Annotated in this window: 23 protein-coding genes; 20 read left to right on the forward strand and 3 right to left on the reverse strand. The window is 38.7% G+C overall.

Annotated features, from left to right (window positions below; genetic code table 11):
• The first annotated feature begins 136 nt into the window (after nucleotides 1-136).
• From BPOF4_RS04270 to BPOF4_RS22600, 5 genes are all read left to right on the forward strand, one after another.
• A complete protein-coding gene (locus tag BPOF4_RS04270; protein ID WP_012957838.1) occupies nucleotides 137-814 on the forward strand; it encodes a hypothetical protein in 678 nt (225 codons plus the stop codon).
• A gap of 124 nt (nucleotides 815-938) precedes the next feature.
• Entirely contained in the window at nucleotides 939-1,151 is a 213-nt protein-coding gene (locus BPOF4_RS04275) for a PLD nuclease N-terminal domain-containing protein (RefSeq protein WP_012957840.1), read from the forward strand.
• The gene (locus BPOF4_RS04280) at nucleotides 1,151-2,059 is read left to right on the forward strand and encodes an ABC transporter ATP-binding protein (RefSeq protein WP_012957841.1); all 909 of its coding nucleotides are present in this window, start codon (nucleotides 1,151-1,153) and stop codon (nucleotides 2,057-2,059) included. The genes BPOF4_RS04275 and BPOF4_RS04280 overlap by 1 nt, the downstream gene beginning before the upstream one ends.
• On the forward strand, nucleotides 2,056-2,835 hold the full coding sequence (locus BPOF4_RS04285) for an ABC transporter permease (RefSeq protein ID WP_012957842.1): 780 nt from the start codon (nucleotides 2,056-2,058) through the stop codon (nucleotides 2,833-2,835). Before BPOF4_RS04280 ends, BPOF4_RS04285 begins: the two co-directional genes overlap by 4 nt.
• A gap of 63 nt (nucleotides 2,836-2,898) precedes the next feature.
• Nucleotides 2,899-3,015, forward strand: coding sequence for a DUF6254 family protein (locus tag BPOF4_RS22600; protein ID WP_012957843.1), 117 nt, complete (start codon nucleotides 2,899-2,901; stop codon nucleotides 3,013-3,015).
• A gap of 78 nt (nucleotides 3,016-3,093) precedes the next feature.
• On the opposite strand, the gene BPOF4_RS04290 is transcribed toward BPOF4_RS22600, so the two are convergent.
• Nucleotides 3,094-4,146 carry a glycoside hydrolase domain-containing protein gene (locus BPOF4_RS04290; protein ID WP_012957844.1) on the reverse strand — a complete coding sequence of 351 codons (1,053 nt, stop codon included), beginning with the start codon at nucleotides 4,144-4,146 and terminating at the stop codon, nucleotides 3,094-3,096.
• A gap of 159 nt (nucleotides 4,147-4,305) precedes the next feature.
• Between BPOF4_RS04290 and BPOF4_RS04295 the strand changes: the two genes are divergently transcribed.
• From BPOF4_RS04295 to BPOF4_RS04320, 6 genes are all read left to right on the forward strand, one after another.
• The gene (locus BPOF4_RS04295) at nucleotides 4,306-5,664 is read left to right on the forward strand and encodes an FAD-binding oxidoreductase (protein WP_012957845.1); all 1,359 of its coding nucleotides are present in this window, start codon (nucleotides 4,306-4,308) and stop codon (nucleotides 5,662-5,664) included.
• An 875-nt stretch (nucleotides 5,665-6,539) separates the two neighbouring features.
• Complete coding sequence (locus BPOF4_RS04300) at nucleotides 6,540-7,502, forward strand: helix-turn-helix transcriptional regulator (RefSeq protein WP_012957846.1); 963 nt, start codon at nucleotides 6,540-6,542, stop codon at nucleotides 7,500-7,502.
• A 148-nt stretch (nucleotides 7,503-7,650) separates the two neighbouring features.
• On the forward strand, nucleotides 7,651-8,157 hold the full coding sequence (locus tag BPOF4_RS04305; protein WP_012957847.1) for an RNA polymerase sigma factor: 507 nt from the start codon (nucleotides 7,651-7,653) through the stop codon (nucleotides 8,155-8,157).
• Complete coding sequence (locus BPOF4_RS04310; protein ID WP_012957848.1) at nucleotides 8,147-9,136, forward strand: anti sigma factor C-terminal domain-containing protein; 990 nt, start codon at nucleotides 8,147-8,149, stop codon at nucleotides 9,134-9,136. Before BPOF4_RS04305 ends, BPOF4_RS04310 begins: the two co-directional genes overlap by 11 nt.
• A gap of 108 nt (nucleotides 9,137-9,244) precedes the next feature.
• A complete protein-coding gene (locus tag BPOF4_RS04315; RefSeq protein WP_012957849.1) occupies nucleotides 9,245-10,564 on the forward strand; it encodes a short-chain fatty acid transporter in 1,320 nt (439 codons plus the stop codon).
• Between the two features lie 165 nt (nucleotides 10,565-10,729).
• Nucleotides 10,730-11,371 (forward strand): hypothetical protein, encoded by a 642-nt coding sequence (locus BPOF4_RS04320; RefSeq protein WP_012957850.1) that lies wholly within the window; start codon nucleotides 10,730-10,732, stop codon nucleotides 11,369-11,371.
• Nucleotides 11,372-11,411: 40 nt separating this feature from the next.
• Here BPOF4_RS04320 and BPOF4_RS04325 read toward each other — a convergent pair whose 3' ends face one another.
• Entirely contained in the window at nucleotides 11,412-12,002 is a 591-nt protein-coding gene (locus tag BPOF4_RS04325) for a TetR/AcrR family transcriptional regulator (RefSeq protein WP_012957851.1), read from the reverse strand.
• Nucleotides 12,003-12,166: 164 nt separating this feature from the next.
• Between BPOF4_RS04325 and BPOF4_RS04330 the strand changes: the two genes are divergently transcribed.
• The 6 genes from BPOF4_RS04330 (at nucleotide 12,167) to BPOF4_RS04355 (ending at nucleotide 17,597) form a co-directional block, all read left to right on the forward strand.
• Nucleotides 12,167-13,066 (forward strand): ABC transporter ATP-binding protein, encoded by a 900-nt coding sequence (locus tag BPOF4_RS04330; RefSeq protein ID WP_012957852.1) that lies wholly within the window; start codon nucleotides 12,167-12,169, stop codon nucleotides 13,064-13,066.
• A gap of 1 nt (nucleotide 13,067) precedes the next feature.
• Nucleotides 13,068-14,672 (forward strand): ABC transporter permease, encoded by a 1,605-nt coding sequence (locus BPOF4_RS04335; RefSeq protein ID WP_012957853.1) that lies wholly within the window; start codon nucleotides 13,068-13,070, stop codon nucleotides 14,670-14,672.
• 161 nt (nucleotides 14,673-14,833) lie between these two features.
• Nucleotides 14,834-15,382 carry a sigma-70 family RNA polymerase sigma factor gene (locus tag BPOF4_RS04340; RefSeq protein ID WP_012957854.1) on the forward strand — a complete coding sequence of 183 codons (549 nt, stop codon included), beginning with the start codon at nucleotides 14,834-14,836 and terminating at the stop codon, nucleotides 15,380-15,382.
• Nucleotides 15,383-15,793 carry a PadR family transcriptional regulator gene (locus tag BPOF4_RS04345; RefSeq protein ID WP_012957855.1) on the forward strand — a complete coding sequence of 137 codons (411 nt, stop codon included), beginning with the start codon at nucleotides 15,383-15,385 and terminating at the stop codon, nucleotides 15,791-15,793.
• On the forward strand, nucleotides 15,790-17,085 hold the full coding sequence (locus tag BPOF4_RS21100) for an FtsW/RodA/SpoVE family cell cycle protein (RefSeq protein ID WP_012957856.1): 1,296 nt from the start codon (nucleotides 15,790-15,792) through the stop codon (nucleotides 17,083-17,085). The genes BPOF4_RS04345 and BPOF4_RS21100 overlap by 4 nt, the downstream gene beginning before the upstream one ends.
• Before the next feature lie 83 nt (nucleotides 17,086-17,168).
• Complete coding sequence (locus tag BPOF4_RS04355) at nucleotides 17,169-17,597, forward strand: hypothetical protein (protein ID WP_012957857.1); 429 nt, start codon at nucleotides 17,169-17,171, stop codon at nucleotides 17,595-17,597.
• 45 nt (nucleotides 17,598-17,642) lie between these two features.
• On the opposite strand, the gene BPOF4_RS04360 is transcribed toward BPOF4_RS04355, so the two are convergent.
• Nucleotides 17,643-18,437 carry a carbon-nitrogen family hydrolase gene (locus BPOF4_RS04360; protein ID WP_012957858.1) on the reverse strand — a complete coding sequence of 265 codons (795 nt, stop codon included), beginning with the start codon at nucleotides 18,435-18,437 and terminating at the stop codon, nucleotides 17,643-17,645.
• 192 nt (nucleotides 18,438-18,629) lie between these two features.
• Between BPOF4_RS04360 and BPOF4_RS04365 the strand changes: the two genes are divergently transcribed.
• The 3 genes from BPOF4_RS04365 to BPOF4_RS04375 are packed head-to-tail and all read left to right on the forward strand — an operon-like array spanning nucleotide 18,630 to nucleotide 21,141.
• A complete protein-coding gene (locus tag BPOF4_RS04365) occupies nucleotides 18,630-18,848 on the forward strand; it encodes a hypothetical protein (protein ID WP_012957859.1) in 219 nt (72 codons plus the stop codon).
• Nucleotides 18,845-19,981 carry a GerAB/ArcD/ProY family transporter gene (locus BPOF4_RS04370; RefSeq protein WP_012957860.1) on the forward strand — a complete coding sequence of 379 codons (1,137 nt, stop codon included), beginning with the start codon at nucleotides 18,845-18,847 and terminating at the stop codon, nucleotides 19,979-19,981. Before BPOF4_RS04365 ends, BPOF4_RS04370 begins: the two co-directional genes overlap by 4 nt.
• Nucleotides 19,978-21,141 carry a Ger(x)C family spore germination protein gene (locus BPOF4_RS04375; RefSeq protein WP_081457619.1) on the forward strand — a complete coding sequence of 388 codons (1,164 nt, stop codon included), beginning with the start codon at nucleotides 19,978-19,980 and terminating at the stop codon, nucleotides 21,139-21,141. Before BPOF4_RS04370 ends, BPOF4_RS04375 begins: the two co-directional genes overlap by 4 nt.
• Nucleotides 21,142-21,151: the final 10 nt, after the last annotated feature.

Consider the following 21,151-nt stretch of genomic DNA (forward strand, 5'->3'; position numbering starts at 1 on the left):
TCGTTATCTAATTAGATTATAATCTAATTGCTAAGAAATGACAATAGTAATACTAAGAACTTTTCGGGCGGGTTAGACAATTTAGCAAAAAATCGTTATCCTAATGGAACGAAAAGTGATAAAGGTGTGTGTAAATGTGGATGTGAAAGAGGAAACAATTATGAAGAGTGACGACATTTTAAAGACAACCCATGTGTGGTATGCAAGCTATGGTTCAAATATGAATCCAGAGCGATTTTATTGTTATATTCAAGGTGGGAAGCCTGAAGGGTCAACAAAAACCGAAAAAGGCTGTCGAGATCACACTCTGCCTGTTGAGGTTCGGACGTTATCTTTACCATATGAAGCCTATTTTGCTCACTATGCCGACCGCTGGGGAGGAGCCCCTGTTTTTATCGATCCAAATAAAGGGGATAAGCACTCCTTTTTTGTTTGCTACTTAGTAACAATGGAACAATATTTAGATGTGATGGCTCAAGAAAATGGTCTCTTAGAGGTAGAAAGTGAGTTGTCACGTCTCGTTAATGACCAGACCGCTTTATTAAAAGGGTTATATGGAAAGATGATGAACGTAGGGACAATGGATGGCTTCCCTATTTTTACATTTACGAATCCGAAACGGCCCGAAGTAGAGTCAGAGTTTCCCCCAGCTATCCCTTACTTAAAGACGATTTTAAAAGGGTTGATGAACCAATGCGGGTTATTAGAAGAAGAAGCAGCTGATTACTTACTAAGCCTTGAAGGGGTTAGTCCAGCTTATACTCGCTCAGAGTTGATAGAGCTTGCAGTCGATGCACAGGAGAAAATAAAGTGATAAAACAATCGAAACGGGGTACGTCCTTGTTTCGATTGTTTCAATTAAGGAAACTTTTGTATGAGAATCAACGTATACTTAGGAAGATGATAAAAAGTATTTTTTGTGTGAGAGGAGTAAACCTATGAATGAGATCCTTACAGAGCTTGACCAGCTTAACTTAGCTGTCATTGCACCTTTTCTAGTTATTCAATTCATTTTAATGCTTGTAGCTTTATTTGATTGGTTTCGAATCGAGAAAACGAATGGCCCTAAATGGTTGTGGCTAATTATTATTGTATTCGTTAATTTAATCGGTCCAATATTGTATTTTGTAATCGGCAGGAGGCAAGATTAATGTCCTTTTTTCAGGTTGACCAGCTAACTAAAGTATATGGTGATAATAAAGTAGTTGATTCCGTTTCTTTCTCACTTGAAGAGGGGCGTTGTGTAGCATTGCTTGGTCCGAATGGTGCTGGAAAAACCACCACTTTAAAAATGCTGACTCATTTGTTGAAGCCTACTAGCGGCACTATTAGCATGTCAGGTTTTAGTTCGGATTCAGATTTACGAGAGCAGATTGGCTATCTTCCTCAATACCCTGTTTTTCATAACTGGATGAGTGGAAGAGAATTTCTAGAATACGTTGGGAAATTAGCTCATTTGCCTAAAGCTGAGGTGAAGGCGCGTACAAGCGAGCTGCTTGAAGTAATGGGTTTAAGTGATGCGGCAAACCGCAGAATTGGAAAGTACTCTGGTGGAATGAAACAGCGGTTAGGGATCGCTCAGGCCATTATACACAAGCCAAAGCTGCTATTATTAGATGAACCGGTTTCAGCACTTGATCCCTTTGGTAGGCGTGAAGTGCTTGAGTTAATTCGTCAGCTTAAGAAAGATACAACGATCCTTTTTTCCACTCATGTACTAAATGATGCAGAAGAAGTGAGTGATGATGTCATAATCATTCATAATGGTGAAATAAAGGTAGCAGACAAATTGGGCAATCTTCAAGAAAAGCATCAGAAGCCGATTATCTCAATCCAAACAAAAGGTCCGATTCAGACCTACATTCAACATTGGGAGAAATGGGAGGATGTACTTGAGGTTGATTATGAAGAAGACTCTGCAAAGGTCCGTCTCAATGACATTGAGAAGACGAAGAGAGCAATGCTTCAAGATATTGTAGAACAAAATATCCCCCTTACCCGCTTTGAAGTAGAAAAATCATCACTTGAGGATTTATTTGTTAAGGTGGTGAGAGGATGAGGCAATGGGTTGTTTTATTTCAAAAAGAAGTACTAGAAATGACACGTAATTATAAATTAATTTGGCTGCCAATCGTGTTTATCCTTTTAGGCATGACAGATCCCCTAACTACTTACTATATGCCTCAAATCCTTGAGATGTCAGGCGGTTTGCCTGAGGGAGCTGTGTTTGAAATGCCGACACCCGCAGCACAAGAGGTATTAATGATGGTCATTTCTCAACTAAATATGCTAGGAGTATTAATTATTGTCTTGGCATCAATGGGAATTATCTCCGAAGAACGAAGAAGCGGCTTGGCGGGTATGATTTTAGTGAAGCCAGTATCATATGCGTCCTATGTGACAGCAAAGTGGGCGGGCCTTAGCATTGTTGGCCTTTTATCGCTTTTTTTAGGGTATTTGGCAGGCTGGTATTATGTTGTAGTGTTATTTGAAACTGTATCCTTTGCAGTCTTTTTACAAAGCTACCTGTTATTAGCCTTATGGTTCTTGTTTATATTTACATTAATTATTCTTTTCAACGCCGCGCTTAAGGTGCCTGGATTAGTAGCATTTGTTACTATTACAACCATTATCATTCTTTCAATAATGACTAGCACTTTCGAGAGTTGGATGGAATGGAGTCCCGCACAGCTTACAAGTCATCTAGGTTCTATTCTGGTTGAGGAGATGGTTCCTGAAGGTCTATGGCTTACTGTTAGTGTGACGGTCGTACTGATTATTGTATTTTTGTTAGGGTCTATTAAGATCCTTCAAAACAAAGAGTTATCGGAATAGTATCTTTATGATTATGACAAAATACACCTGTACCATTAATTTAAAAAATAAGGTGGGAATCCTATGTCACAATCAAAATCACAAGAAGAACGTCAATGGAGACAGCGTAAAGAATCACAGCATCCACATGGAAAGATTAAGTCCTTAAAAGATCTTTCTAATGAAACAAAGAAACAATAAAAGAACAGCTGCTGTGTCATCACAGCGGCTATTCTTTTCATGCTCTCTTTTGTAGTCTCTTTCGTACTATTTATAGACTTACCACAAAACATCTAATACATTTCCATCAAACCAGTTGGTATCAATATTGCAAGTTTCTGCATCGATCCCGTACTGCCACCCTCCGATTAGCCCTCCTTCAGGGAATTCTGGATTATAGGCAGGTGCGTTCGCTTCTGTCGTAATTCCTTCATTAGGGGATGCTGTCCAAATGTACATTTCATCGTAAATAGTACTATCTTGTTCAGCAGCTGCAACGTATGCAGTATATAGTTCTTCACTTGGGCTGAAAATGCCATAAATACCAGAGTTGTATTCAGATTCCATCATCGTTTCATGCCAGCCTAAAATGAATTGATCATCAATCGGATAGATCGGTTCGACATTTGCAAATAAAGCAACACCTTCAGGAATTCCAAAGTCTCGTGCGAGCTCAATGGCAGCAGATGCTTCACTTTGACCTTTGTCAAATCCAACGGGTTCATTAAATTGATTCCAAATGACAAGGATTTGAATGTCATTTGATTGGAGCAATTCAACTTCTTCCTGAGTTAATCCAAACGATACGCCATCTTTGTCCCCTAGATAACGACCCCATACTTCGGGATTACCGAAATTATCCCGTACACAGGCTAACAGTTCATCATCTGTTAAGCTTGCTGAATCCACTCCCCATACGATATCAGGCGTTTCGCTGTCCCCATTTCCATTGCTGTCTCCGTTAGCATTGCCATTATTACTGCCATTCCCCCCGCTAGTGCCATTTTCATTTGAACTTTTACCCTCTTTATCTACTTGATTAGAGATGGCATTTCTAACGGTAACATCTACACTAACGGATATATTATTGAGTACATTGTTATCATTTTCATTGGTTTCTCCGTTATTTACCTGGTTATCAATGGAGTTCTCGACAATTGCATTCTCAGAATCAATGTTATTTTGGATATTATTCTTAATCGCAGCATCTCCATCAAACACGACCGAACCAGGTGCAGGAGTTTTACTTTGGCTGATAATTGAGACGGTTAAAACAAACAAAATGGAAAGGGTAGCAACCATAAAAAGCATAAGATTTGTCTTCGTATTCATTAATTCACCGCCTTATTTTACTCGAACTATTGTATGAAAGGCAGGCAAATAAGGTGAAGGAATGACCTTGAATCTTACTGCTTGAAATCTAAAAATACGATAGAATAGAGGTGGAGTTATGATAATTCGGAAAATTTTGTTTCTGGAGGGTGTTTACAAATGGACCATGTGAAAGAACTGAGTAAGCTTTTAACAGAAGATCAAGTGACCACAAATCAAACGATGCGTGAGCAGCATAGCCGTGATGAGAGCTATCACATTCCATCTTTGCCTGATATGGTCATCTTTCCAAAAAGGACAGAAGATGTTCAAAAGGTCATAAACTATGCAAATACATACGAAATTCCGGTAGTGCCTTTTGGGCTAGGCTCAAGTTTAGAGGGAAATGCGATTCCTTATAAAGGAGGAATTTCTCTAGATATGTCTCTTATGAATCAAGTGCTTGAAGTAAGACCAAATGATTTCTTAATTAAAGTGCAGCCAGGGATTACTCGACTCCAGTTAAATAAAGAGCTGAAGAAGTACGGATTATTTTTTACAGTAGATCCCGGTGCTGACGCAACGCTCGGTGGAATGGCTGCTACAAATGCAAGCGGGACTACCTCTGTAAGATACGGGATTATGCGAGATCAGGTACGTGATTTGGAAGTTGTATTAGCGAGTGGTGAAGTTATTCATACGGGAGGTCTCTCAGCTAAGTCTTCTTCAGGGTTGCATTTAAATGGATTAATGGTTGGATCTGAAGGGACACTTGGTGTTATTACGGAGTTAACATTAAAAGTACACGGCATACCAGAATGCATCATGGCAGCGAGAGCTACTTTTCCTGATCCAGGGCGAGCTGTGGAGGCAGTGACAAGTATATTAGCTGCTAATATTCCGGTTGCCCGCATGGAATTTGTGGACGAGCATTCCATTCAGCAAGTGAATATTGCCAATGAAAGAAACTACGAACTGAAGCCGACACTATTTTTAGAGTTTCATGGTAATGAAGCAGGTCTCAAGCAAGATGTAGAGTTTATGAAAGAAATAGTCAGTGACTTAGGTTGTATGGATATTCATTTTGAAATGGATACAAAATCACGCGCTGAACTTTGGGAAGCACGACACAATCTAGCTTATTCATTTATCCACGGGCATCCAGGCAAGAAGCTGATGGTGACAGATGTCAGTCTTCCTATAACTGAGCTTGCAGGAGCTATTCTTCATGCAAGAGCATCCATTGAAAAGACAGGACTTGTGGGCGCAGTGGTGGGCCATGTAGGGGATGGTAATTATCATGCGCTTGTTATGGTTGATTTAGCAGATGAGACAGAAGTAGAAAAGGCGAAGGAGCTAAATGAACTGATCGTTCTTTATGCACTAGAACGGGGAGGCACATGTACAGGTGAACACGGTGTCGGCGTCGGAAAAGTGAAGTATCAGCAAAAGGAACATGGTGCCGCCTATGAAGTGATGAAATCAATTAAGCACACCCTGGATCCTAAAGGAATTATGAATCCGGGAAAAATATTCTAAAGTGAACAAGCTAGATGCTGCCTCATCATAAAATGAGGCAGCTTTTTGTGTTAAATCCAATTGACGCAATTCTCCTCTGAAAAATGATAAACCTCTGAGTATTGACGCATACCGCAGTTGAATTAGAACAATAATCGTAAAGGGACGCAATTCAACTTTCAAAAGATACATTTATCTAATCAATCCGAGCAATCACCTTACGAATGGACGCATAATTGACCCCAAAAAATATAATTCCAGTTTCTCAACCCACATGTCCATTAAAAAAATGAAAAAAAGTGAATTAATTAGAATGATGTCGATATAAAGAGAAAGAAGCTGAATCATAAGGGAAAACCGTCCGAAATAACTTATCTGAATATTTACAAAAATTAAATAATTAGTTATAGTAAGGACAAGCAACACCAAGCAATACTTAGTAACACCCAAGCAACACCCAAGCAACACCCCAACACAACTTCTTAGGAAAGGGGATAGGATATGTAAGATAAGGCAGGAGCATGGCTACACCAATTTGGAACTCTTTGAAGGGACTGATTCCAATGACGTAGCGAAAGCGAAATGTATCGATGATATGAGATACATGGGGACCTTAGAAGAAATAAATACATGGTAATGGTATTAGAAAGGAATTAACAAGTATATGTTAGAAGAATCGATAGTGTAGCGGCCTTTTATCCGGTTGAGTAATGGGATAAAAGGCCGCTTTGTGTTTGTATATACCTTATTAATTGTTTAAGGTTCTAATTCTTTTGCAGTAATGCCCTTTTTAGCATCTTGTTTCATAAGAATATATCTTCCATTCTACTTCCATCCCTTGTACAATGAAGGCGGAATCCAAATCTTTATGTTTATGTACTAGAAAGGAAGATTAGATGTCTGAACGTTTAATTCGATTACTTCGGATTATCATCCTTATTCAATCAAGTCCGGGGATTACAGCAAAGGAATTAGCGGAGCGCTGTGAAACGACTGCTCGTACGATTTATCGGGATCTAGAGCTCTTAAGCGCAGCGAATGTTCCAATTACCAATGAAGGGTACGGAAAAGGGTATGAATACCTCGGGAACTTTTCGGTATATCCTCTAGATTGGACAGAGAAAGAAGCAATGGCCTTTGGTATGCTTCCAAAGATAATTGATCAAATGACTCATCTATTTCCGCCTGATTTCTATTCGGCTTATGAGAAAGCAATGGCTACTCACCAAAAAGAAAAGAAAGAGTTGCAAGACGTTCTTCAAAAGATGGTTTCTATTATTCAAATGGGAACACCTGCCTTTCAAGAAGAACAAAATAACTATTTATCTCCCGTTATTGACTCTATCCTGCACTCGAAAACGATCGAAGTTGTCTACCATACACAAAGCCGGGATGTAACGACGTCAAGAGAACTTGATCCCTATTATTTAATCCCCAGAGATCACCGTTTTTACTTAATTGCTTACTGTCATAAAAAGAAAAGAGTTCTTACTTTTCGAATGAGTCGTTTCCTTAAAGTAACGCAGACCAGTCAAACCTTTGATAAAAAAGAGTTTAATTTAAAGCAATATTTTAAGAATACATGGTCAATTATTCAGGGGAAAGACAACATTAGGTTTAAAGTGCTGTTTAGTAAAGAGGTTGCACGTTATATTAAAGAAGAAGAGTTATTCGTCAATCCGAAACTGACAGAAAATAAAGATGGAAGCTTATTATTTGAAGTGACATTAAATCATGATCGGGAGTTTTTGCAGTGGTTAATGCAGTACGGGGTGGATGCTGAGATCTTAGAACCTGTGCATTACCGCGATAAGATGCAGGAAATGTTAGAGGGATGGCTGGAAAAATATAAACGATAAGAGCAGGGCAGCAACGAGGGTTGCTGCCTGCTTTATGATGAAAAAATGTTCATACATACCTTTGTTTAAAATCTCTGTTCACCTTTTTAGTTGAAGCGCGTCTTTACTATGAACAGCTGATAAGAGCTTCTTAGATGGGAGGGCGGGAATGAATGATGCACAAGTAGGGGAGCTGCTTTTAGAGCCGCTAAACATGATTCGGTCATATCTGCTCAAAATGGGTGCGGTAAAAGAAGATGCAGAAGATATTATTCAAGAAACAGCGTATCAATTTCTTCTGTATATGGACTCAGTAACGATTGAAAATGTGGAAGGATGGCTTTTTCGAGTAGCAGTTAATCGTTATTATGATCTATCGAGAAAGCAGACAAGACGACGAAAAATACTTCTTACCTTTAACGTCGAAAAACTAATAGAAGAAGCAACACCGGAATCAACCTTTCTGAGGCTTGAAGAAGGGAGCGTTGTAAGAGCAGTGCTCGGGAAGTTGAAAGAGAAATACAGTGAACTCCTTTTATTGAAGTACAGCACAGGCCTGTCTATCCAAGAGATAGCTGAAGTTATGGGTATGAAAGAGGGAACTGTGAAAACGAATTTATACCGGGCGAGACAACAATTTATTAAGGAATACAGGAGGTTAGAAGATGACCGATAAAAAGCTTTTTTCGAGTGGAAATGAAGGTCTTGGCCAGCTTGTTAAAAAGGCGAGAAGAAAATCAATGATTAAAACAGTGATTATATCTATCATCGCGAGTATGGTTGTTTTATTTTCGTTGTATTGGTTGGGAAGCCATGTCCTACAGAGGGCAATCGACCAATCTGGCGATAATGCGTTATGGAGCATGGTTAGTGACGCAAATGTAGAAGGAAAAGGGGCCTCCTATACGTATTCCTTATTTAGTGCGATTGAGACAAGGGATAGGGAGAAATATATCGATGGAGTTTCCTTAAACTGGGGAGCAGAAGAAACTGAATACACCATGTTTGGAACGAAAAAGCCTCTCTCATCTGTGACATCGACAAGCATTACTCACCAAGAAGGGGAAAGACCTATTTCATATTTTCAAGGAGAGAGAGTTATCGAGTTCTTTCACCCGGAAGTCAACTATAAAGAGGTATACGATGATCGTCCACTGCTTGAAAATATCCCGGAATATATGGTAGCAGAAATGGCTTTTTCGTTTGATCAAGCATACCCTTTAGAAGAAGTGATTGACGTCTTTGGTGATCAATTAGAATGGTATTGGATAGATACGTATACAGACGAGGAAATTACCGATTTTAATGAAATGAATAGTGTACGCGAGGAAGAGGGAGTGGTATTTGATCATCTTCACACACTGATGGGCAGCTGGGTACGTGGTTATCCTTATGCAGGTTTATCGGCAGAGGATTCTGCTCAGTCCTTCATCCATACGATCGAATACCTTCAAGAAGAAACAAATGAATTCGAATATGAAATCAACCAGATGATCAATGGAATTACCAATGATGGTGAAAAAGAATTTGTCCCTGAAAATATTGAGATCATTGGTGTTGTAGTCACTGGCAGAGCAGATGAATTAAGTCAGTTTAATGGGGTGGATTTCATTCGTGGAGCGACGCTTGGTGCAACCGCAAAGAAATTTGATTAAAGAAGGCGAATGCCTTCTTTTTTTATGATCTCCTCCTAATGACTCATCATAAATAGTTACATGGCTAAATACAATGAGTAGCAAGACAAACAAAAAGGGGGGATATGTATGCTTACACGAGTGGCTGATCGTTTTTCTCGTGGGATTCAGAGATATTTACCTGATGCTTTTGTTATTGCTGTTCTTATGACTATTATTGTTATAGCCGTGGCGATTTTCTTTAATTCTAGTGAGCCTGTTCAAGTGGTTGCAGCATGGGGAGATGGGTTTTGGACTTATTTAGCTTTTACGATGCAAATGGTGCTTTTATTGTTAACGGGTATGGTGTTAGCGTCTGTTCCATTTATTAAAAAGGGATTAAGTGCGATAGCTCAATTCGCAAACACTCCAACTAAAGCGTATTTAGTTACTTTCCTTGTTGCAGCAGCGGCTTATTATATTAATTGGGGTTTAGCTGTGGTTGTAGGTGCAATTATTGCCAGAGAAATTGGAAAAAGGAATAAACGAGCACATTTTCCGCTGCTCATTGCGGCAGCGTATGCTCCAACAGTGCTCTATACAGCTGGTTTTTCAAGTTCAATTGGATTAACAATTGCTACAGAAGGACATTTTTTAGAAGAAACGATGGGTGTGATCCCTACATCAGCTACTATTTTTCATCCTTCAACCATCATTATTTTCTTAGTGCTAGCCATTTCAATCCCTCTTTTCATTATTCTGATGGCTCCTAAAAGAGATATAAGCTCTTATGAACCACCATCGGAATCAAACCAAATGACTTTTGACGTTCCTAAAAAAGAGTCACTTACTCCTGCACAAAAGTTAGCGTATACACCTGTATTAGGAATGCTTATCGGGGCAATAGGGGTTGTATATACAGTGGGGGTCTTTCTATCAGGACGTGACCTTGATTTGAATCTTATCAATTTATTTTTCCTATCAATGGGCCTTTTCTTTCATCGTTCTCTCGGCCAATTTGCACAGGCATTCAAGCAGTCAGTAGGATCAATTTCACCCATCGTCCTTCAATTTCCTTTCTATGCTGGGATTATTGCTGTACTTGGAGGCTCGGGTTTAGGAGATGCGATTATTAATGGGATGACTTCTGTTGCCACAGCAGAGACATTTAATGTGTTCACTTACTGGGCTGCAGGATTTATTAACATTCTAGCTCCTTCAGGGGGAGGCCAATGGGCACTGCAAGGACCCCTTCAAATTCCTGCTGCTATTGAGCTTGGTGTAGATCCAGCTATGACAGCGATGGCTGTTGGATGGGGAGATGCATGGACAAATCTCATTCAGCCATTCTGGGCGCTGCCTATTTTAAGTGTCGTTGGGCTTCATATTAGGCATATTATGGGCTATTGTATTTTATTAAGTGTGTGGGTAGGAATTATTACAAGTGTATTGATTTACTTCTTGTATTAAAGATTAGAAGTGGGACCAAGTTTGGTCTCGCTTCTTTTTTTATAGGAAATAAATCTTACTTTTTATTGATAAAACATTTGTTCGCTGACATGATTGTGTCATTTCTCCTTGGTATTCTCTAGGTATAACAAATTAATTAAAACAAACCAATCGGAGGGATTACACATGAAAAAAACAGCGTTAATTGTGTCAGCCGTAACTGCGGCAATGTTAATCACAGGATGCGGCGAGGAAGCTGCCATTGAAAAAGTAGAAGAGTCAACTGAGGTATCAGCGGAGGCAGCTTCAAATGGAGGAACAGAAGGGGAAGATATTGATATTGAGGAAGAGCCTTCTGAAGCAAGTGAGGTTGGAACGAGAAGCGCACCATTACAAATGGGTGAACGTGTGACATTAGACTATAATGATTTATTTTACGGGAATGTCAGTCTTGAGATTGAATTATTAGAAGTAATTAGCGGAGATGAGGCAGCGGAGCTTGTCAGTCTAGGAAATCCCTTTAATGATGAGCCCGGTGAAAATCAAGAATATGTACTTGCTAAATATAATGTTAAAGCTAATCAAGTAGAAGAAGAACCATTTGATCTAAATCATGCACAGTTTGACGCTGTTAGTGAATCGGGAAACACGTATGATGAATTTATATCTGTAGCAGGACTCGAACCAGACCTAGGAAATGAGCTGTATACCGGCGCAGAGCGTACTGGGTATACCTATTTCTTAGTCGATAAAGATGATCAGAATCCTCTTGCTGCGTTTAAGAGACGTACAGAAGCTGAACTCTGGTTTGAATTAAAGTCTGAGTAAACAAAGAGAGCCGACTCCTCAATTGGTGGAGCCGGCTTCTTTAGTCTTCATCACGCTTCCCTAATATGCCGTAGAAGAAGATATTTGTAATGTCTTCAGTAAGAGGCAGGATATTTTTATAAACATCTTCACGCTGCACATAGTCCTTCAACATCTGAATGTAGAAGATAATCGCTTGGTCCGAGAGATTAGGATCTACATAGCCTTGCTCTTTTCCCTCTTTAAAAAGGTGTTCAAAATAAGGCAGTGCTTTTTCTGTATAGATCTTCTCAATATAATTCTCTTCTTTTGTATACTCCTTCATTAAGTATTGATAAAATTCTTCATTTATTTGTTTTGCGACTTCTTTTTTATTGAAAATAAGCTTCTTGATTTTCTCTGGGAAAGGGATATCTGAGAAAACAGTCTGCTCAAATTGAGCTGAAGCTTGGTCGACATAATAGATAAAGACTTCATGTATAAGTTTATGTTTACTCTCAAAATAATTGTAGATCGTTACTTGTGATACATTTGCTTTTTTTGCGATTTCAGAAATGGAGACCTTTTGAATACCGTACTCCATAAATAACTCTAGAGCAGCTCCTAAAATTTGTTGTTTCTTTTGTTCGCGTCTGCGCTCAAATCCGTCCATAATGTTCACCTCTATAACATAGTTTAATAAAAAATTTGTAATAAAACAAATGAAATAGTTCATAAACTCTTGTCAAGGATTCCCTTTTTGTATATTATGAACTAAAGAGGTTAATAAATTTCAAAACTTGAATAAGGTGTTATAAACATTGAGGGGGAACATACATGACCATTTTAGAAACGAAGAACTTAACGAAGCGATTCGGGAAGTTCACGGCATTAAATGGGGTAAATGTAGAAGTAAATAAAGGGGAAGTCTTTGGATTTATTGGACCGAATGGCGCAGGGAAATCGACAACCATTCGAATTCTTCTTGGACTATTAAAAGCGTCAGAAGGTTCTGCTGCCATTTTTGGTAAGGATGCTTGGAAGGATGCAGTGGAGATACACAAAAGGCTGGCTTATGTCCCTGGTGATGTCAATCTATGGCCGAATCTGACTGGCGGAGAAGTCATTGATTTATTTATGAAGCTGCGCGGAGGTGTTAATAGAGCCCGTCGCGATCAATTAATTGAAACATTTAAATTAGATCCTGCTAAAAAATGCCGTACGTATTCAAAAGGGAATCGTCAAAAGGTTGCACTTGTCGCAGCTTTTGCATCTGAGGCGGATTTATATATCCTTGATGAACCGACATCAGGGCTGGATCCGCTGATGGAAAAAGTGTTTCAGAACTGTGTAATGGAAGCCAAGGAAGCCGGTAAAAGTGTACTGCTCTCCAGTCATATCTTATCTGAGGTCGAAAGGTTATGTGACCGCGTTGGTATCATACGCGAAGGAGAGATTATTGAAACCGGTACGCTTGATGAGCTTAGACATTTAACACGTACTCAAATGTTTATCGAAACAAAAACACCAATTACAAATCTCGAGAACATTCCTGGAATTTATAATATTGAACGAAAAGATAGGGGAGTCAGCTTTCAAGTCGATGCCAAGACATTAGATCAAGTAATGAAAGAAATCAGCGAATATGGTCTAGTTAAGTTGGAGAGTTCGCCGCCTGCTCTAGAAGATTTATTCATGCGTCATTACGAGGGTTCGTCTGCTCATGGAGGGCAATAAGATGGGTAGACATGCATTTATAAATACAGGCAAGATGACTCGGTTTATCTTAAGGCGAGACCGGGTGCGCCTCCCTATATGGATTCTGTCTATCGTCTTTATCACTATTTTGACAGCGACATCCTTTACTGATCTTTATCAAAATGAAGAGGAAAGACAAGCGATTGCTGAAACAATGAGAAATCCAGCGATGACTGCAATGGTCGGACCTGGTTATGGGCTTGACCATTATACTGAAGGCGCGATGATGTCTCATCAAATGTTATTATTTACGGCCATTGTTGCTGCGATTATGAGTATTCTCTTAGTCACCAGGCATACAAGGGCAGATGAAGAAGACGGAAGGATTGAACTCATTCGTTCATTGCCTGTAGGACAGCTAACGAACCTAAGCTCCGTGATGACGATGATGGTGGCAGCCAATATTCTGTTAGCTCTTTTAACGGGATTTGGTTTAGCAGCTCTTCAGATTGAAAGCATGGACCTTTCTGCATCCTTGCTTTACGGGTCTGCAATCGGTTCAGCGGGGATCTTTTTTGCTGCTATTACAACGCTTTTCGCCCAGCTCTCAGAAAATTCAAGAGGTACAATAGGCTACTCGTTTACCATTCTTGGCTTATCTTATTTGATTCGTGCAGTAGGAGATGTTAGTAATGAAACACTTTCACTCTTCTCACCTCTTGGCTGGATTTTAAGTACAGAAGTCTATGTGAATAATTACTGGTGGCCAATTATTTTGACTTTAGGAGCCTCAGTCATTGTCTACGTTCTAGCTATGTATTTGATGACAAAAAGAGATTTAGAGTCGGGGCTTTTACCATCTAAACCTGGGAAGACCTATGCAAGTAAGCTTTTACTTAGTCCTTTTGGGTTGGCTGTAAAACTACAGCGAACAGCGATCATTGCCTGGGCAATCGGAATGTTTATCCTCGGGGTCTCATACGGCTCGATCTTTGGCGATTTAGAGTCGTTTTTTACTAGCAATGAAATGCTGGTAGAAATGCTTTCTCCTGTTGAAGGAGTATCGTTAACAGAGCAATTCTCTACAATGCTGATGGCAGTTATGTCAATGATCTCTACGGTGCCAGTTTTATTATTTGTACTGAAACTAAAAGGTGAAGAGAAAAAAGGACGAAGCGAGCATTTACTGACTCGTGTTGTATCAAGGAATCAATTGCTAGGAAGCTATGTGATTCTTGCAATCTTGTTTAGTTTCATTATGCTGTTTCTTGCCATGCTTGGTCTTTGGAGTACAGCCAACACAGTGATAGAAGAAGCAATCCCATTTTCATCAATGTTCTTTGCTGCGATGGTCTATCTGCCGGCCATCTGGGTAATGATTGCTCTAGCAGTGTTGGCACTTGGCTGGATACCAAAAGCTACAGGCTTATCATGGCTATATCTCGGATACTCTTTTTTAGTTGTGTATTTAGGCGGATTGCTGCAATTTCCTGAATGGATGGCTAAGATTTCACCATTTGGTTATATACCCGAATATCCGGTTGAAGAGATAAATGGATGGACACTTGTTATCTTAACTCTTATTGCTGCAGGACTAATCATGCTTGGATTTATGGGGTATCGAAAGCGAGATATCGAGGGGTAATAATAAGGCCGGCTGCATTTGCAGCTGGCCTAAGTTTTTCCTCAAGTGAAAAGCAGGTAAATAACAATAGTTTTGCAGTAATGTTATTTGTTGAAATATATGTTTAAAAGAAAAAACCAAAAATAGTTAGCTATCGTCTAATGATTGAAAGGAGGGAAGGGATGCATACGTATTATGAGAAGACAGAGGAAAAAGAGATGGATAAAGAAGCCTTGCTTACAGAGCTGATGAATGAATATGGAAATGGTGTTTTGAAGCTCATTTTCTCATATGTTCATCAGCAAGATATAGCAGAAGATTTAGCCCAAGAAGTCTTTGTGAAAGTGTATCAAAAAATTGATCAATTCGAACAACGTGCCAGCTTGAAAACATGGTTATACCGTATAGCGATTAACAGTAGTAAAGATTATTTAAAAAGCTGGCATACCAAAAATGTACAAACATCCGAAGAGGGTAACATGATAGAACATATGGTTGACTTAAGAACACCGGAAAGTAATTTAATAGAGCGGACAGAAGAAGAGGAATTAGTAACAAAGGTTTTAAGTCTTCCTCTTATGTATAAAGAAGTCATCTATCTTTACTATTATGAAGAGTATTCTATCCAGGAAATTAGTGAACTGCTGCAGATAAATAAAAACACGGTAAAAACAAGATTATTTCAAGCAAGAAAGAAATTGAAACAAAGCTTTGTTGGAGGTGTGAACTAAGTGGAAGATCAATTTAAACACTTTAAAAAAGCTATGGACGAAACTCACTTTAAAGGGTTGGCATTTGATTTTAAGAACCAAGAGAAGGTAAAAGCTCGAATTAAACAAACTATGAACGAAGAACAAACAAAATTATACTTACTGCAGACTTTACAGCATGAAGCGAAAACAGGCTTTGAGGTTTTGCAGCATATAGAGCAGATGGGAATAACACATTTCGAATCACAGGAGGGAATGTTATATCAACTTCTTCACCAACTTGAGAGGGAACAAACCATCCAAGGTAATTGGAGCAGTGAAGAAGAAAAATACTACCAACTAACAAAACAGGGACTGAAGCAATTGAAGAAACTTCAGCAAGAAAGATTTAGTCATCACTCCCATCGTTTAAAGAAGGAGGGCTGGGTATGAATGCGCAGTTCCAAACTTTTTTAAATGCAGTTAAGCAGCAAATGAAATCCAAGGAAGGTCAAAAGCTGGTTGAAAAAGAATTACTGTCTCATTTAAATCATAGTAAGCAAACAGTTATGAAAAGGGGGCATCATGAGGAAGAAGCTGAGAAGATGGCCGTTGAACAGATGGGAAATGCTGTTCTGCTTGGACAAAAGATGAATAAGCTTCATCGTGAAAGAGTAGATTGGTGGCTTGTTTCAATTGTAGGAAGCCTATTACTGCTAAGTTTTGCGCCTTTTCTATTTTTCGACTACCAAATGAATATCTATGCCCAGTTAATATCAGTAAGTGTATCTGTCCTTATTATTTTTACTTTGATGTTCATTGATTATCGTAAGGTACTTCACTACTGGAAATGGTTTGGATTAGCGGCTGGATTTTATATGGTTGCCTTAAACGTTGAGGGGCTTACTTCAATGGTGAATGGGAGAGTGTTTATCTCCATCTTAGGAATGAATATCTCTCATTACTTTCTGCTTTTTCTTTTATTTATAACTATTGTAGGGTTAATGAGTGAGAAGAAATGGACAGATCGTAAACGTATTGTATGGAGTTTATTATTACTGTTTGTATTTGTAAGATGCTTTATGTTAATACCTGAGACAATGCTTGCCGTTCAGTACATCATATTATTTTCAACAATTGTCATATTCTCCAATCAAAATTATAAGGTAAGGTCATGGATTTTATGGGTACTTTCTGGTTGCATATTCTTTTTTGCTTATTTGTTTGTGGCCTTTCTTCCCTTTTCACATAGACTTGAAAATTTCATTTCCTTTTTAAATCCAGAAGCTTCTTCAAACGGCTCAGGCTATATATACATAATGATGAAAGAAGTATTAAGTAAGGCCGGTTTATTTGGCCCAAAATCAGAATTAACGAATGACCTATTTCTTGGGCACACAGAACTGATCCTAGTGGCTTTAACTTATCACGGTGGATGGATATTAACTTCTATCATCCTCGTAATTTTTGCTGCTTTGTCTGTGAGATTACTGCTCGCATTTAAGAAAATGCAAACTGAGAAAGAACGACTTTTGATGGTTGGCGGGGGAGTGCTGCTATTATTTCCGTTTGTGCTTAATACACTAATGTCTTTCGGTTATGCACCATTTGTAGGTGCGAACCTTCCTTTCATCAGTTACGGCGGGAATGAGAAACTTTACTACTCGTTTATTATTGGATTTATGTTGAGTGTATATCGTAGAAAAGATGTGATGATAAATACCGAGGTAGAAATAGATAAATAAGTTCAGATCGATCGAAAAGGGTCGGTCTTTTTTGTGGAATAAAATGTTAAAATAGAAGCTACGCAAATATATAGAGGTGCGATATGAAAAAAGTGAATTGGGTGTTGGTTTCATTACTTGGAATGATCATTGGAACATGGTTTATTATTTCGATTCTACAGCCGCCTGTGTGGGTCGGTCATTCTGCTGATAAAAGTTGGACCACAACATATGAAGTGGAACATAGTTTGAAAGAAACGTGGAAAGGTATGGTTTTTTGGAATGGGGAGCATGAGGTGATTATTACTGAAGTGGAGCTATCAAGGAACGGAAATGCGATTCACGGCTGGGAAAAGAATGAACACATAAGCAGCAAAGGCGAGTATATGTATCTATCATTAGGAGAGGCAGAGAATAATCGAGACGACGAATTACGTTTAACCATTCATTGGCGTGATGAATCAGGTAATTACGAAGAACAAATAGAGCTTTCACCGAAGACAAGGTATTTAATTGTGCCGAGGCTTAATTAATACAAAGTAAAGCCTCGCCTAGAACATTCTGGGCGAGGCCATCTTCTAATGTGGCAAATAATACTCCGGTGTCCTGCTCTTAAATACAGGTACATTCTCACGCACTTCTTTAACCTTCTCTAAATTAAGAGATGCAACGACGGTTTCCTCTTTATGTTGTGATGCTACATGAATGAAATCGCCCCACGGGTCCACGATCATAGAATGTCCGCAAAACTCAACGCCATCATATTCGCCGACTCGGTTAGAAGAGATGATGTACATTTGATTTTCAATTGCTCTAGCTTGCTGGAGTACTTTCCAGTGATTGCTTCTAGCTTCAGGCCACTCTGCTAAAACAAATACAGCTTGTGCACCTTGAAGAGCTAACCCTCGCATGAGCTCAGGGAAACGAAGGTCATAACAAATAATTAACCCCATTTTTTGCCCGTCCAGTTCAAAAATTCCCGCGCTGCTTTTGCCGCCTTCTAAATAAAGGTGTTCATTAAGCATAGGGACAAGGTGCATCTTGTCATATTGATAAATAAGCTCACCTGCTCTGTTAATCACAACAGCACGATTGTAGATTTTTGCATCCTCTTTTGTGGCAAAAGAACCGCCTACAATATTAATTTGAAACTTTACTGCCAGTTCTTTTAATAAGTGAATAGTCGTCTCTGACTCATCTTCTGCTAAATCCTCCAGGTCATTTAATGTGTAGGCGGTGGTCCACATTTCAGGAAGGACAACCGTATCTGGCTTATCCTCATTACAAACAGATTCCACCCAATTGGCTACTTTCTTTCGGTTTTGTTCAGGCTTTCCCGGTATGATATCCATTTGATAGACTGCTATCTTCAATGAAATCCCTGCTTTCTGTGTATGAGATGCTTCTATATAAATTGATGTTGTTAGTTTTAAGATAAAGTAAATGGAAGATTCGGTCAAATATATTAGAAAAATCTGTCTCTGATCCCTTACTCAATACATAAAAATGGATAAAGCAATAAATAATATAACTGTTAACTTATTTTATGCAAGGATGTGAAAGAATTGAAAGAGTTTGCTGATCGAATAATAGGATTTTCACCAGAGGGAGTAGTTATTTGGTCAGCAATTGGCGCCACTATTTTAGCTGCTCTATTTCAATGGGGCACAACGAGGTATAAAAAGAAAGTTGAACTTCCATGGATGAGAGAAGAAAATCAAAAGAATAAAGAGCAGATGATCAACAATTTTAAAAAATCAACTAGAGAAGAGCTTGAAAAATGAAACATGCTATTTCCTATTCTATCTCACCTGGAGAGATGTGTTTGACGCTTGTTTCAATGATTATAGGGGTTGGTATTCTTACGTTACCAAGAGTTTTAGCAACAGAATTAGGTTTGGCAGACGGCTGGATCTCCATTCTTTTAGCTAGTGGAATCATTATGAGTTTGGTGGCTTTATATGTGAAACTGCAGCAGCAGTTTCCAGGCGAGACACTTCTGCAATATATAGCAGGTGGTAAAGTGGGCAAGTGGTTTGCTCCCGTTCTTGCCTTACTATTTCTAGTCTATTTTTTATGTTTAATGGGCTATGAAGTGCGAATACTAACCTCCCTGATGAGGATGTACATTTTAGACCAAACACCCTCAGAAGTTATTGCTGCCCTCATGTTGTTCATTACGACCTATGCTGTTTCAAAAGGGGTCCAAGGAATCGTTCATTTAAGTCTCATGTTTTTACCTATTGTTGTATTTGTGCTCTTAGGGCTAATTTCATTTACTTCTATCAACTCTGATATGACGAATCTGCTTCCAGTTATGCCGGAAGGAATATTTCCTATTCTGCTTACTATGAAGGTAACGTTATTTTCATTTTTAGGTCTTGAAATCTTATTTTTCCTGATGGGTTACATGAAGAAAAGTGATTTGAAAGTATCCCCTTTAATGGCAGGTATTATGTTAATTATGTTTCTTTATTTATTAGTAACGATTATTTCATATGCTAATTTCAGTGTTGACACAACTACGCAAATCACTTTTCCAACAGTTGAATTAGCAAAGCAGATAGAAATACCAGGTGGATTTTTTGAGAGGCTGGAATCCTTATTAATTACGGTTTGGATCATGACCATTTTTAACACGATCTCTATTTCCCAATTGATTTTTATTCAGTTACTAGAAAAGCACTTTGTAAAGAAAAAAGCGATCACAACCTATTTACCTGCCATAAGTATTTTCTTTATTTTCATTGTAGCTTTTATCCCTCACTCCATAACTGAAACGTTTCAGTTTGGAGAATGGATTGGCTGGCTGGGTTTAACTTTATATTTCGTAAGTTTAGGGTGTGGATACCTTTTTTTCTTTAGCAGAAGACGGAAGGCCGGGAAGGTTGGTAAGGATGTGAGCTATCAATCATGAGGATAATAAGGGGGGTAACGTGTTTATTCTTTCTCTTGTTAAGCTTAACCGGATGCTGGGATCGGGCTGAACTTGAAGAAGTGGGATTTGTTATTGGGGTTGCATTTGATCCAAGCAGAGATAATCCTAAGGTCTTTGATTCGACGTTTCATATTGCCATTCCATCTGCTTTTGGCAATGGGCATGTTGAGGGCGGAACTAGTGGGGTTCAACCCTTTTTTAATATTACATCCAGTGGTTCAACCAATTTCAAGATGATTCGTAACATTAATTCTCGAAGAAGCAGATCCCTTAATTTCGAACATTTAAAAGTAATAGTGATTAATGAAGAGCTTGCTAGACAAGATTTCATTACAGGTGTACTTGATCTTTATACAAGAGACCATGAGATGAGAAGAAAAACACATGTATTAATTTCTAATGGAGCGGCGAAGGATGTTTACATCGATAAATTACCACTAGAAGATATGCCGGGAATCTCGATGGATATGATAGATGAAAATAATCAAAATGTGCTAGGGATGATCGATACTAGAGAAATTGGAATGATCTCTGAGAAAGTGGCTGCCAACAGCAGCTATCTAATACCCGGAGTATATAAGCCGCAAAGAGGAGACTTAAGGCTTTCAGGTGCAGCCATTATTAATGGATCAACCAATAAAATGATGGGTTGGTTAGATGAAGGAGATGTCAGAGGCTATAACTGGGTAATTGGTGAAGCGATGAATGGCATCTTAGAGGCAGAGGGGAAAAACGGTGACCCCTTTGTTTTTGAAATATTATCACAGGAAACAAAACTTAATTATAAAAGGGAAAATGGTAAAAATGTATTTGATGTTCATATTAAGGCAGAGGGAACTTTTGCGGAAAGTTGGATGTCAGGGCTGCAAATAGATGATCCTAAAGCTTTAATGGAAATTGAAAAGATCTTAGAAGCAGAAATAAAAAAGCAATCTCAACAAATTGTTACGAAAATGCAAGAAGAATACTACTGTGACATTTTTTCTTTTCAGAAACTCCTCAAAAGAAAGAATTATCACTATTGGAAAGAAACAAAAGATCGGTGGGAAGGTGAAAATGGTTTGTTTAAAGATACTGTTATTACGATACATTCAGACGTTTTGATCAGTCACTATATGACTCAGGAGAAAGTAAGCTAACTTCATTGAA

The organism is Alkalihalophilus pseudofirmus OF4 (assembly GCF_000005825.2).
Classification (GTDB): Bacteria; Bacillota; Bacilli; order Bacillales; family Bacillaceae_D; genus Alkalihalophilus; species Alkalihalophilus pseudofirmus.